This window comes from Pseudomonas sp. NFXW11 (assembly GCF_049887815.1).
GTDB lineage: Bacteria > Pseudomonadota > Gammaproteobacteria > Pseudomonadales > Pseudomonadaceae > Aquipseudomonas.
On sequence record NZ_JAGEKI010000005.1, the window covers coordinates 135,735 to 148,637 of the forward strand.

Sequence of the window (12,903 nt, forward strand, 5' to 3'; positions counted from 1 at the left end):
TACTTTCCGTAGTGATTCTATTTTCCGTAACAAAAGATCGCTGGAACTGGAAACGAACCCTTAAATTCGGACTACTTCTTCCAATTACTTCCGCAGTAGCATTAGGCATCGGCTTATACATTTATGACTGGCAATCAAACCGCCCAGCCCCAAATACAATTTAATAACACACCAATAACTGCAACACCGGCAGACGTTAAATTTTTAAAAGGTGAACCGACATCTAAAGATGAGAGACGATCGCTGGGTATATAATGCAAATTATGAACCGGAAGCATTCAATCAACCCAAGTACATAATTAAATTTAAAAAAACCAGACCCATTACATCATGTACTTTTCAGGAGAGTCAATTCACCAACACCCTTATTTGCTGGACTTTAGCGAAAGATCCTCATATGAAAACGTGCAAACCGAACTAGGCAAACCCTCTCATGTCTCACAATCAGATGATGAGTTAAATCGAATCATTAGCTATGACAGGCTTAATGTATTCTTCTCCTTCCGAGAAGGGCGTGTTTATGCATATGGTATATATCAACCAAAATTCGGCCCTTTAAAGTTCCAATCGAAATTTCAGCGTGAGAATGAATAAATACTGGACAGGCCGCCCATAGACGGTGGGTGTAAAACGATCTCCACAATCGGCTACTTTATTTTTTAAGCATTCTCGGCATAAGCCTCAAATGGTGCCTATCACGAGCGAAAAACATCAGCCTTTTCGATGATGGAAATGCATCCTAGTATTTGCCCTAAACTTGCACTAAAAATCCAAAAGCATTGCACAATTAGCGTGCGCACCTCGCTACCTCACTGACAACATCAGTCACCGTTAATCCATCTGCGACTATAGTCTCTCCCTGTCTACCCCCACACCTCAAGAGCTTCATGCATCAGCGGACCACCCGATTGTTGACACCGCTTAAAAAAAGCGCTATTACGCGATCCATTACAATACAGGAAATTACGCAATGCACATGAACGAGTTCATTACAAAATCAACTGCCCGAATAGACTCATACAATGGCGAACAACATATAGGAAGCGGAACGGGATTTTTCTGTATTCTAGCTCAGAAAGGCGAAAAACAAGTCATAGGGTTAGTCACTAACAAACATGTAATAGCAGGCACAGACAACATAAAAGTTTTGTTGACTGTTAAAAAAGGCGAAATCATTCAACATCAGACAATCGGGATAAAACTGAATAACCCAGGAACAATCTTTCACTCCAATAGAGATATTGACGCATGTGCGATCAACATCAGCCATATTTTCACCATTTTCCAAACGCAAGGCTTTGGGTTGCAGCACGCAGTGATTACCCATGAAATCATAGCCAACGAAGAACTGTTCAACCAAATACTACCACTTGAAGAAATAACGATGATTGGTTACCCCATCGGCCTTATGGATACTTATAATAATGGCGCTGTAGCTCGCAGAGGTGTCATCGCTTCGAATCCAGCTCACAACTATGAAAACAGGCCAGAGTTCTTGATTGATATGGCATGTATGCCAGGTTCAAGTGGAAGTCCTGTGTTTCTCGCAAACACCGGTAGTTACTCGACAAAAAACAATACTGTAATCATGGGTACCAGACTTCATCTGCTCGGATTTTTGTGGGGCGGCCCCGAGCGCAAAGTAACAGGTGAAATTGTGGCAATTCCTGCTCCGATGAATACGAAACCAATCGCTGTTACACACATCCCTATTAATCTTGGATTTGTTATTAAAGCAACCCAGCTAAAAGATATCTTTGATCAAGCGAGCAGATCTATTTGATTACCAAAACTTGGGAGTCATACGCTCCAGGCATCTCAAGGCATCCTGCGATATTTGCACATAAAATCAATGATTTAGGGTCATTTCTGGGGCCTGTGGTGTGAATACATGCGCAAACAGCAGCGAAACCTCAGCCAGCACCGCCCTCTAGGTGCCTTCGGCGTTTCATGTTGACCCATCGGAAAAAGGTTAGGACGGTTAGTTTTTCACTAACACCACTGAAAGCCTTGCTGTATGCGGCCTGCGGCGGATCAGCCAAAGTTAGTTTTTGGTCAGTTCTAGGTTATTTCCTAACCTTTTGAGATGTTAATTTGAAGGTTTATAAATTCCTTTAAATTCAAAAAGTTAAAAAATCCTAACCTTTGACCTAACCTAAACTAACCCTTGAAAGTTAGGTCGGAAGCCCAGTAAAACCGGGCCTTTCCCCCCATCCCGACGTGCTCAGAAAAAAACTAACCCTTTTCCCGCGGCGGGACCAGGCCCAGGGTGTTGCGCTTCTCCAGGTAGCAGTTACCGCACCAGAGCCAGTCCAGGGCGAACTGCTCGAAGGCCTGGCGGCTGAGCAGCTTGTGGGGGATAAAGGTGCGGGCCAGCATGTTGCGCTTGAAGTTCAGGCCCTATTGCAGGTGCACGCTGGCCCGGGTGGTCTTGGCCAGGCCATCCATGGACATGGGCGTTTCGTACCAGCGGCCGTTGAGCCAGCACTGCAGGTAGTCGAGGATTTCGCGACCATCAAGGACCGGGGTTGAGTCGCCGAAGGTGGGCGGCCTGTTTTCGGGCGAAGGTCTGGCTCTCTTGGTAAACTTGCACTCCGTCGCGCTTGATGCGGATCTGAGCCGTGTAGCTCACACTCCCATCTGCCAGTTTTCTTGCCCTGATAGTCGCCATATGGAAAGTGGTACGCGTCAGTTTTTGGGTGGTACATCGTACCACCGAGCCTTAAAAAACGCCTGAAAACGCCCCAAAACAGGCCTTAAACACGTAGAGCAAAATGGTCCAGAATTCAGCTACAACCCCAGTAAATCCAAGCCCTGCGCTGTCCCGGCGTTTTAGTGTTGCACCGATGATGGATTGGACCGACCGCCATTGCCGCTACTTCCTGCGCCTGCTGTCCAAGCACACCCTGCTCTACACCGAAATGGTCACTACTGGCGCGTTGCTCAATGGCGATCATCAGCGTTTCCTGCGTTATGACCCGTCCGAACACCCCCTGGCGCTGCAGTTGGGTGGCAGTACTCCGGTGGATCTGGCGGCCTGTGCGCGCATGGCCGAGGAACATGGCTATGACGAGGTCAACCTGAATGTCGGCTGCCCAAGCGACAGGGTGCAGAACAATATGATCGGCGCCTGCCTGATGGGGCACCCGGGGCTGGTGGCCGATTGCGTGAAGGCGATGCGGGATGCGGTGTCGATTCCGGTGACGGTCAAGCACCGAATCGGCATCAACGGCCGTGACAGTTATGCCCAGCTGTGCGATTTCGTTGGTCAGGTGCATGAGGCCGGCTGCACCAGCTTTACCGTGCATGCGCGAATCGCGATTCTCGAGGGCCTGTCACCCAAGGAGAACCGGGATATCCCGCCATTGCGCTATGAGGTGGCCGCGCAATTGAAGGCGGATTTCCCGCAGTTGGAGATCATCCTCAATGGCGGCATCAAGACCCTGGAAGCCTGCCATGAACACCTGCAGACCTTCGACGGAGTGATGCTGGGCCGTGAGGCCTATCACAACCCCTATCTGCTGGCCCAGGTGGACCAGCAGCTGTTCGGCAGCAGCGCGCCGGTGATTTCCCGGGCCGAGGCCCTGGCCCAACTGCGCCCTTATATAGCTGAGCATCTGGCTAGCGGTGGCGCCATGCACCACATCACCCGGCATGTGCTGGGGTTGGGCACGGGTTTTCCCGGAGCACGCAAGTTCCGCCAGCTGTTGTCCGTGGATATTCACAAGACCCAGGACCCGCTGGCCCTGCTGGACCAGGCCGGACAACTGCTTGAGGGCCGTTGAGCGCCTGCCGGGTTGAACCCGGCAGGCCTTTCGGCGTCTCATACAGCGGATCACGCCCCCACCTTCAAACGCCTGTTTTCAGGTCGTGGCCTTGGGGGCCGTAACACGCATTTCGCGCCCTTGAGCGCCTGCCAGCGCTCGGGTAATGTCGTCAGACCCACAGGACAGAGCACGATCATGACTTCCAAGCTGGAACAACTGAAGAAAATCACCACCGTGGTGGCCGATACCGGCGACTTCGACGCCATCGCCCGGGTCAAGCCGGTGGACGCCACCACCAACCCTTCGCTGCTGCTCAAGGCCGCCGCCATCCCTGGCTATGCCGATCTGCTGAACGCTTGCGTCAGCGACTGCAAGGGCGATGTCGGCCTGGCCAGCGACCGCTTCGGGGTTGCCGTCGGTCAGGAAATCCTCAAGGTCATTCCCGGGCGCATTTCCACCGAGGTGGACGCCCGCCTGTCATTCGACACCAACGCCATGCTCAAGCGCGCCCATCGCCTGGTCGAGCTGTATGAAAAAGCCGGCATCGGTCGTGACCGGGTGCTGATCAAGATCGCCTCCACCTGGGAGGGCATTCGTGCCGCCGAGAAACTCGAGCGCGAAGGCATCCAGACCAACCTGACCCTGCTGTTCTCCTTCGCCCAGGCCGTGGCCTGCGCCGAAGCCGGGGTGTTCCTGATCTCGCCGTTCGTAGGCCGCATCTACGACTGGTACAAGAAGGCCAATGGCAGCGACTACACCGGCGCCGATGATCCAGGCGTGCAGTCGGTGACCCGCATCTACAACTACTACAAGGCCAATGACTACAAGACCGTGGTCATGGGCGCCAGCTTCCGCAACCTGAACCAGATCGAGCAACTGGCCGGCTGTGATCGCCTGACCATCAGCCCGGACCTGATCGAGAAACTGGCAGCCGACACCGGCAAGCTGGAACGCAAGCTGAACCCGGGCAAGACCGGTGAAGCGCGCCAGAGCCTGAACGAAGCGCAGTTCCGCTGGGCGTCCAACGAAGATGCCATGGCCACCGAGAAGCTTGCCGAGGGCATTCGTCAATTCGCCCGCGATCAGGAAAAGCTCGAGGCCCTGCTGGCCGCCAAGCTCTGATAGATCGGCAGCAACGCAAAAAGGGCGAACCCTCTCGGGTTCGCCCTTTTTTGTACCTGGGTTTCAGTCGATCAGTGACGTTCCAGGGCGCTTACCAGATCGTGGAATGCTTCACGATTGGAGTCGTTGAGACCCATGAGGATCTTGTGCGCTTCCAGGACCTTGATCCGTACCACTTCCTCCGACTGATCCTGGGATGGCAGGTCGGTCAGGCATTCCGGGCAGGGAATAGGACGATCGACGATATTGAACACCTGATCGAAGCCCATGGACTGCAACAGCCGGGTGATGTCTTCGTGGGTGGTGACGACGGTGGGCAACAGCCCGACCTTCTGCCGCGAGAGGATCGACAACTTGGCCAGCAGGCCCAGGGTGGTGCTGTCGATGCTGCGGGTTTCAGTCAGATCGATGACGATCGCCGAGAAGTTCAGGGCGGTGAAAATCCGCTCAATAGTCGCATCCAGCGCCGAACACAGGGTCAGGCGCACTTCACCGATGAACTTCAGGACGAAGGTTCCGTCCTGCTCGGCGAACTGGATTCTACCAGTACTCATTGAAGGTTCCTGCTCAACACTAACAGGGCGATATCATCCGGCATCTCCCCTAGCGTGGCCAATCCAAAAACTTGCCGCAGGCCATCCAGGCTGCCGCCCGCCGCTCTTACCCGTTCGGGCAAGGCCGCTTCTTTTTCTTTGAGTGTAGGCTCGGACAAAAGATCCAGGATACCGTCGGACATCAGCGTCAGGCTGAACACCGGCGGCAGCTCCAGAATGTGATCTTCGTAGGCGGCCTCGTTGAACAGGCCCACCGGCAAGCCACGCCCTTCCAGATAACGCACACTGTCCGGGGTGTACAACACCGGCAAGGGTAAATGCCCGCCAATGCTATAAGTCAACAAACCGGTCTCCTCGTCGATGACTCCACCGACCATTGTGACGTGCTTGCCCAGCTTACAACTGATCAGGCCACGGTTGATATGGCCCAGCACTTCCGAAGGCTTGAACTCCGGCAAGGTGCCATTGCGCTTGGACTCGAACAGCAGGCGCGTGGTCATGAACTTCAACAGCACGGTGACGAAGGCTGAAGATGCACCATGGCCGGACACATCAGCCAGGTAGAACGCGACCCGACGCTCGTCCACGCGGAAATAGTCGACAAAATCTCCCGACAGGTACAGCGACGGGATGATCTGGTGGGCAAAGTTGAATCCATCGATCGACCAGGGGCTGCTGGGCAGCATGTTCATCTGCACCTGGCGTCCGGCGTTCTGGTCTTCCTGCAGCAGGTTGAGGCTGGCTTCAAGCTCACGGTTGGCGGCTTCGAGCTTTTCCCGGTAGCGCTGGTTCTCCAGGAGCAGTCGCGCACGGTCCAGGGCCCGGCGCACCGAGTGCTCGAGCACGGCCAGGTCTTCCAATGGCTTGATCAGGTAGTCCGCCGCACCCAGGCGCAGGGCCTCGACCGCGTCGTTCATCACGCCCGCACCCGAAACCACGATCACCGGTGTTTGCGGGGAACGTTCAGTGACTTGACGGATAAGCTCGAGACCGCCCATCTGCGGCATGCGCAGATCGCAGATCACCAGATCGGGATTGTGGTGCTCGAATACCTGAAGACCCTGCTGGCCATTGGCGGCCTGCAGTACGCTGAAGCCACTGTCTTCCAAATAGGCCGCGAGACTCGCGCGTACTACTTCGTCGTCATCGATTATCAGCAGCGTGGCACTGGTTTTCTGCATGTGGGCAAACGGCGCCAGAATTAGGTTGGCGTAGGTGCTGTGGCCACAGGCCCGGTGCACGCTACTGGATTCGCTTTCTAGCCACTCTGCAAGTGCAGCCAGGACGTTGAGTCCTGCACGCCCGCCCATCAGAGGTGCCCTTCTAAGGCGCAGACGGTACTCCCATCCGCGGGGCGTTTCAAGCTCATGCCGATGGTCGCCTGAGGTCTTTACACCGCAAATCACCGGGAGTTATAAAAACTGCCAAAACCGCAACTCAATCGCAGGATGGAACCCATGAGCCAGAACCAGCGTGACTACAGTGAAAAGCGCGATTACATCCGTATGCGGGTGGATGCCGAGGTCACGCTGATCCATCAGGGGCAAGTGGTTGAAGCCGTCTGCATCGACCTTTCCAGCAGTGGCATGCAGGTGCAGGCGCCCCGCTCTTTCCAGGTCGGAGACCAACTGAGCGTGCGCATCGATTCCGAGCATGCAGCCTTGCGCGGCCTGGAAGCGGAGACCGAAGTGGTCTGGATCAACCCTCTGGAAGGGGGCGGTCAGAAACTTGGGCTTACAATCCTTAAGATGAAGTGAATCCCGAGCCCATGAAAAAGGCGGCCTCAAGGCCGCCTTTTCAATTTCAGCAAGACAGTCGCGTGATCAGAAGTCGTCTTCGACGTGGCCATCCTTGACCTTGAATTCGCGATTCTGCAGATAAGCATTGCGAATGAAGGTGTATCTGTCGCCACGGATCAGCTTGTCCGCCGCCAGCAGGCTGGCGCGGGTATCGACGATATTCACGCCCATGGTGATGTTGCGCGCAGGAATATCGTTCATGTAGCGGTACGGCGTGGTGTAGCTGTCGACGTACTTGGCCGGTGCATCACGCAGCGTGCTCGGGCCCAGCAAAGGCAGCATCACGTAAGGACCGCTGCCCACGCCCCAGTAGCCAAGGGTCTGGCCGAAGTCTTCGTCGTTGCGCTGCAGGCCCATCTTGGTGCCGACATCGAAAAAGCCGGCCAGGCCCAGGGTGGTGTTCATCAGCAGGCGCGCGGTATCGACGCCAGCGGCACGCGGCTTGGCCTGGAGCACATCGTTGGCCAGGTTGCCGATATCGCCGATATTGCGAAACATGTTGTGGATGCCGTCTTCCAGGAACTGCGGGGTTACGGCCTGGTAGCCTTGGGCCAGAGGCTTCAGGGCATAGGTATCGAGGGTGTCGTTGAAGGTGAAGATCGGGCGGTTGATGCTTTCCCACGGGTCTTCTTCAGCCGCCTGGGCAGCGAAGGGAGCCAGCGTCACACCGGCAGTCATACAAAGCGGAACTAGATAACGGCTCCAGCGCATAGCAGGAAACTCCTTGGATTGATCGCTCGTGGGGCTATGCCCTGAGGTTAGGCCCGGAAGTATAAAACGGATAAGCCAGTTTAGGCAGCTTCCCTGGAAGCAGCCTTCAACCATTTGCCGATCCTGGGCCCTGGCGTTCACCTCTTTGTCACCTGCATGTCATCTTGCCCGGCTAGCCTCGCCTGGTACCTCAAGGATGTTGCCATGCACCACGCCGATGCCTCAGCCCAGACAGCCCTTTCACTGACCGCGATACTCTTCGGCCTCAGTGGCTGCCTGGTGGATTTCGGCGCCCGCAGCCGCCTGCGTGGCAGCGATCAGCCTGGCCCGGAGCAGACTCAAGCCACCCCCGGCGCCCTGGATACCTTGCGCCAGTTGCAACAACAGGGCATCCCCTGTGCCTGGCTGGAACAGTTGCCGGCGACCAGCAGCCGCCAGCTGGCCAGTAACCTGCCGGATTGGGTCAGACCCACCCCCTCCACCCCTGCCCCCTGGCCGGCACCCGACGCCTGCTGGCAAGCACTGATGACCCTCGAAGTCTCGCGCCTGGACGGTTGCGTGTTGGTCAGCGGTGAACCCCAACTCCTGCAATCCGGGCTCAATGCCGGGCTCTGGACCATCGGCCTGGCTTCCTGCGGCTCGCTCTGTGGCATGGCCCCCAGCGAATGGCAGGCACTGAGCCAACAGGAACGCGAGCTCAAGCGCGGCAAGGCCACCCTGCAGCTGTTCGGCCTGGGCGTGCACTCGGTCATCGATCATCTGGGCGAACTCGGCACCTGCCTGGCCGACATCGAACTGCGTCGACTCAAGGGTGAAAAACCCTGACATAAGCCTGTTGATCAGGATCATGCACGGCATTCGCGAGTGGATTACTCTAAGTCGTGGGCATGGACCTTTGCCGCAAGCGCGCGGTCCATCCCTGTGCCTATCAATGAAGGGAGAACGCCATGCCCGCCCGCGAACTGCAAGAACAACTCGATACCCTGCGCGAGCAACTGGAGCAGAACCCTCCGCTTTCGCAAGCCGAGCGCGCCAACCTGCAAGAACTGATGCAGCAGATCGAGTTGCAACTCAAGCTGGAGACCAGCACCCAAGATGCCAGCCTCGCCGATGGGGTCAACCTGGCGGTGGAACGCTTCGAACTGGAACACCCGGCCATTGCCGCAACCCTGCGCAATATCGTCCAGACCCTAGGCAACATCGGTATCTGATCACGATCCCGGCGTCGCCACCCGCAAAGAAAAGCCCCGCAACCAGTGCGGGGCTTTTGCTTACTGGCGAACCAGGCGCTGATTGGCGAACTCCGCCGTTTCGGTGCTGCGGTAGGGATTGATATCCAGCCCGCCACGACGCACGTAGCGCGCATAGACGGTGAGTTTCTCCGGCTTGAGCAGACGCTGCAGGTCGAGAAAGATCCGCTCCACGCATTGCTCGTGGAAATCCGAGTGCTGGCGGAAGCTCACCAGGTAGGCCAGCAGGCTGGCGTGATCCAGCGCCGCGCCACGGTACTGCACCACCACGCTGCCCCAGTCCGGCTGGCTGGTCACCGGGCAATTGGACTTGAGCAGATGGCTGTGCACGCTCTCCTCCACCACCCGCGACGCATCGCAACGCAAGAGTTCCGGACGCGGATGCTCGTAGCTGTCGACACTGATATCCAGCTCGTCGATGCAGGTTCCCGGCAACGCCACCACGCCCTCGGCCTCGACCTCCGCCAGGCTGCGGATTCGTACGCCCACCGGCTTGCCCGCCGCAGCAGACAAATCCTCGCGCAAGGTTGCCTGCAGCGCTGCGCGGTCAGCGAACGGCGTCTGGTTCAGCGAGTTGAGGTACAGCTTGAAGGATTTGGACTCGATGATATTCGGCGAGTCCGCAGGAATGCTGAACTCGCCGATGGCCACCACTGGCTTGCCCGAAGGCAGCAGCCAGGACAGCTCGAAGCAGTTCCAGAAATCCACCCCCTTGTAAGGCAGGGTTTCGGCACTAAGGCCCAGCTCGGCCCATTTCGCCGCCCGCGGAATCGGGAACAGCAAGGACGGGGTGTAGGTAGAAACGTATTCACTGGACTTGCCCAGCGGCGAATGTTCGGCTGCGGGATGCATGGCGGAAACCTGACTGAAGAATCAGCGGATTCTACCAGCCTTTGCTCGCGCCTTTGAGCCCCGGCGCTTATGGACTGACCGTCAGCTTGCCCACCATCCCGGCCTGGTAATGCCCGGGAATGTTGCAGGCGAACTCCAGGCTGCCACTCTTGCTGAAGGTCCAGGTCAGCTCGGCCTGCTTGCCCGGCTCCACCAGCACGCTATTGGGATCGTCGTGGCGCATGCCGTGATCCATGCCTGCCATCGAACCCTGGCCCATGGAACCGTGGTCCATGGAGCCGTGATCCATGCCCTGCATGCCGGTTGGCGTGAGCATCCCGCTCTGCTGCATCTTGAGCATTTCCTGCTGGTGCGCGGCATGCATCGCCGGGTTGCCCAGGTTGAATTCATGCAGCAACTGGCCCTTGTTGATCAGCACGAAGCGCACGGTTTCACCGGCCTTGATCTCCAGGGCCTTGGGGTTGAAGGACATGTCACCCATTACCACCTCGACGCTGCGGGTGGCCTTGGCCGCCGGCGCCGGCTGGCCGAAATCGTAGGACCCGGCCGGCGAAGCCCAGAGCGACGCACTCAACAGCATCAGGCAGCCGCCCAGCAAGGCGCGGCTTGGCAACAGCAGGTTTGGCAAATTCATCTTCAGGCTCCAACAGGGTCGGGTTCAGGCATATGGCAAACTCTAGCGAGCCACCGCTGCCAGCCAGCTGACAGCTAGATTACAACTTTGTCAGCTTGACCGGCCCGAGCCGCCGGCCAGGTATAAAGCCCGGATTGCCTAACCCAAGAGTTGCGCCATGAAACTGCTGATCGTCGAAGACCAACCGAAAACCGGCCACTACCTGCGCCAGGGCCTGAGCGAGGCCGGCTTCAATGTCGAGCTGGTGGCGGACGGCAGCAGCGGCCAGCACCTGGCCCTGAGCGGCGACTACGCCCTGCTGATTCTCGACGTGATGCTCCCCGGGCGCGACGGCTGGCAGATTCTCCAGGCCGTGCGCAGCGCCGGGCTGGATACCCCGGTACTGTTCCTTACCGCCCGCGACGCCGTGGCAGACCGGGTACACGGCCTGGAACTGGGGGCCGACGACTACCTGGTCAAGCCCTTCGCCTTCTCCGAGCTGCTGGCCCGGGTACGCAGCCTGCTGCGCCGGGGCAGCGCCACGCCCCAGGAAACCAGCCTGCAACTGGCAGACCTGCGCCTGGACCTGATCCGCCGCCGAGTGGAGCGCAGCGGCCAGCGCATCGACCTCACCGCCAAGGAATTCGCCCTGCTGGAAATGCTGCTGCGGCGCCAGGGCGAAGTGCTGCCCAAGTCGCTGATCGCTTCCCAGGTCTGGGACATGAACTTCGACAGCGACACCAACGTCATCGAAGTGGCGATCCGCCGCCTGCGCCTGAAGATCGATGATGAGTTTCCCAACAAGCTGATCCACACCGTGCGCGGCATGGGCTATGTACTTGAAGAGCGCCCGGCCTGATGCGCCGCCTGTCCTTGAGTGGCCGCCTGGCCCTGCTGTTCGCCGCTTGCACTGCGGTGGTCTCGCTGTTTGCCGGGGTGTTGTTCAGCCGCGCCAGCGAGGCGCACTTCGTCGAGCTGGACCAGCAACTGCTGGACAGCAAGCTGATCGCCTTGCGCAGCGCCCTGCAGGACCTCAACCAGGCCGCCGATTTTCCCCGGCACCAGGCCAGGTTGCAGGACGAGTTGAGCCACCAGCCGGACCTGGCGCTGCGGCTCAGCGGCGCCGACGGCCAGACCTGGTTCGACAGCACCCCCGCCCTGCCCGCCACGCTGCCCATGACACCGGGCCTGCACAGCCTGAACCAGGACGGCAACGCCTACCGCGTCTACCGCGCGCCGCTACAGCCAGGCCAGGCCGACTCGGCGCAACTGACCCTGCTGCTGGACATCACCCACCACCAGCACTTTCTGCAACGCATGCAGCACCTGATCTGGCTCACGGTCGGTCTTTCGGCCCTGGCCACCGCGCTGCTCGGTGCCTGGGCCGCACGCAGCGGCCTGCGCCCCTTGCGGCGCATGAGCGCAGTGGCCGCCGGGGTGTCTGCCAGCTCCCTGACCCAGCGCCTGCCCCAGGAACAGATGCCCGCCGAGCTGGCAGAACTGGCCAGCAGCTTCAATGCCATGCTGGGCCGCCTGGAAGAGTCGTTCCAGCGCCTCTCGGCCTTTTCCGCCGACATTGCCCATGAGTTGCGCACGCCGCTGTCGAACCTGCTGACCCACACCCAGGTCACCCTGACCCGCCCCAGGCCCATCGAGGACTACCGCGAAGCCCTGCACAGCAACCTCGAGGAACTGCAATGGATGGCCCAGCTGGTCAACGACATGCTCTACCTGGCCAAGGCCGATCACGGCCTGCTAGTGCCCAAGCGCGAAGCGCTGGAACTGGCCGAGGAAACCGACATGCTGCTGGAGTTCTATGCGCCCCTGGCCGAGGACGCGCAGATCGAACTGGCCCGTGAAGGCCAGGCCCGTTTTGTCGGGGACCGCAGCATGCTGCGACGGGCACTGTCCAATCTGCTGGACAACGCCCTGCGCTTCACCTCTGCCGGGGGCTCGGTCAAGGTGCGAATCAACCACAGCGCACGGCACTTGCGCCTGAGTGTCGAAAACACCGGCGTGGGCATTGCCAAGGAGGTACTGCCGCGACTGTTCGACCGCTTCTACCGGGCCGACCCGGCGCGGCGCGAAGGCAGCAGTGAGCATGCAGGATTGGGGCTGGCGATTACCCAGTCGATCATTCGTGCCCATGGCGGGCAGATTCATTGCGAATCGGAAGCGGGCCGGACCCGCTTCGTGATCGAATTGCCAAGACAGGAATGACCACCTGTTCGCCGG

The 12,903-nt window shown here is 58.4% G+C and carries 13 protein-coding genes and 2 pseudogenes; 8 read left to right on the top strand and 7 right to left on the bottom strand.

Annotated elements, in window-relative coordinates; all coding sequences use genetic code 11:
* Window positions 1–976: 976 nt before the first annotated feature.
* Window positions 977–1,783 carry a S1 family peptidase gene (locus J4P02_RS10130; protein ID WP_426189663.1) on the top strand — a complete coding sequence of 269 codons (807 nt, stop codon included), beginning with the start codon at window positions 977–979 and terminating at the stop codon, window positions 1,781–1,783.
* Between the two features lie 458 nt (window positions 1,784–2,241).
* Here the strand turns inward: J4P02_RS10130 and J4P02_RS10135 are convergent.
* A pseudogene (locus J4P02_RS10135) lies at window positions 2,242–2,547 on the bottom strand (phage portal protein); the annotation flags it as partial.
* A pseudogene (locus tag J4P02_RS10140) lies at window positions 2,546–2,671 on the bottom strand (site-specific integrase); the annotation flags it as partial. The pseudogenes J4P02_RS10140 and J4P02_RS10135, both read right to left, overlap by 2 nt.
* A 103-nt stretch (window positions 2,672–2,774) precedes the next feature.
* Between J4P02_RS10140 and dusA the strand changes: the two are divergent.
* Complete coding sequence (gene dusA / locus J4P02_RS10145) at window positions 2,775–3,785, top strand: tRNA dihydrouridine(20/20a) synthase DusA (protein ID WP_426189665.1); 1,011 nt, start codon at window positions 2,775–2,777, stop codon at window positions 3,783–3,785.
* Between the two features lie 177 nt (window positions 3,786–3,962).
* Window positions 3,963–4,889, top strand: coding sequence for a transaldolase (tal, locus tag J4P02_RS10150; protein ID WP_426189667.1), 927 nt, complete (start codon window positions 3,963–3,965; stop codon window positions 4,887–4,889).
* A 71-nt stretch (window positions 4,890–4,960) separates the two neighbouring features.
* Here tal and rssC read toward each other — a convergent pair whose 3' ends face one another.
* Window positions 4,961–5,443 carry an anti-sigma factor antagonist RssC gene (rssC, locus tag J4P02_RS10155; RefSeq protein WP_426189669.1) on the bottom strand — a complete coding sequence of 161 codons (483 nt, stop codon included), beginning with the start codon at window positions 5,441–5,443 and terminating at the stop codon, window positions 4,961–4,963.
* Entirely contained in the window at window positions 5,440–6,624 is a 1,185-nt protein-coding gene (gene rssB, locus J4P02_RS10160) for a two-component system response regulator RssB (protein ID WP_426189986.1), read from the bottom strand. The genes rssC and rssB overlap by 4 nt, the downstream gene beginning before the upstream one ends.
* Before the next feature lie 276 nt (window positions 6,625–6,900).
* Here rssB and J4P02_RS10165 point away from each other — a divergent pair, with 276 nt between their 5' ends.
* Complete coding sequence (locus tag J4P02_RS10165; RefSeq protein WP_426189671.1) at window positions 6,901–7,200, top strand: PilZ domain-containing protein; 300 nt, start codon at window positions 6,901–6,903, stop codon at window positions 7,198–7,200.
* A 66-nt stretch (window positions 7,201–7,266) separates the two neighbouring features.
* On the opposite strand, the gene J4P02_RS10170 is transcribed toward J4P02_RS10165, so the two are convergent.
* Window positions 7,267–7,920: an MlaA family lipoprotein gene (locus J4P02_RS10170; RefSeq protein ID WP_426189673.1), complete on the bottom strand. Its 654-nt coding sequence runs from the start codon at window positions 7,918–7,920 to the stop codon at window positions 7,267–7,269.
* Window positions 7,921–8,157: 237 nt separating this feature from the next.
* Between J4P02_RS10170 and J4P02_RS10175 the strand changes: the two genes are divergently transcribed.
* Complete coding sequence (locus J4P02_RS10175; RefSeq protein ID WP_426189675.1) at window positions 8,158–8,778, top strand: HAD family phosphatase; 621 nt, start codon at window positions 8,158–8,160, stop codon at window positions 8,776–8,778.
* 122 nt (window positions 8,779–8,900) lie between these two features.
* Complete coding sequence (locus J4P02_RS10180) at window positions 8,901–9,164, top strand: DUF4404 family protein (RefSeq protein ID WP_426189677.1); 264 nt, start codon at window positions 8,901–8,903, stop codon at window positions 9,162–9,164.
* Window positions 9,165–9,224: 60 nt separating this feature from the next.
* Here the strand turns inward: J4P02_RS10180 and queF are convergent, their stop codons facing one another.
* Entirely contained in the window at window positions 9,225–10,055 is an 831-nt protein-coding gene (queF, locus tag J4P02_RS10185; RefSeq protein WP_426189679.1) for an NADPH-dependent 7-cyano-7-deazaguanine reductase QueF, read from the bottom strand.
* Window positions 10,056–10,122: 67 nt separating this feature from the next.
* Window positions 10,123–10,689, bottom strand: coding sequence for a cupredoxin domain-containing protein (locus J4P02_RS10190; RefSeq protein WP_426189681.1), 567 nt, complete (start codon window positions 10,687–10,689; stop codon window positions 10,123–10,125).
* A gap of 157 nt (window positions 10,690–10,846) precedes the next feature.
* On the opposite strand from J4P02_RS10190, the gene J4P02_RS10195 reads away from it, so the two are divergent.
* Together J4P02_RS10195 and J4P02_RS10200 are read left to right on the top strand one after the other, a co-directional pair.
* Entirely contained in the window at window positions 10,847–11,527 is a 681-nt protein-coding gene (locus J4P02_RS10195) for a heavy metal response regulator transcription factor (RefSeq protein WP_426189683.1), read from the top strand.
* Complete coding sequence (locus J4P02_RS10200) at window positions 11,527–12,888, top strand: heavy metal sensor histidine kinase (protein WP_426189685.1); 1,362 nt, start codon at window positions 11,527–11,529, stop codon at window positions 12,886–12,888. The genes J4P02_RS10195 and J4P02_RS10200 overlap by 1 nt, the downstream gene beginning before the upstream one ends.
* Window positions 12,889–12,903: the final 15 nt, after the last annotated feature.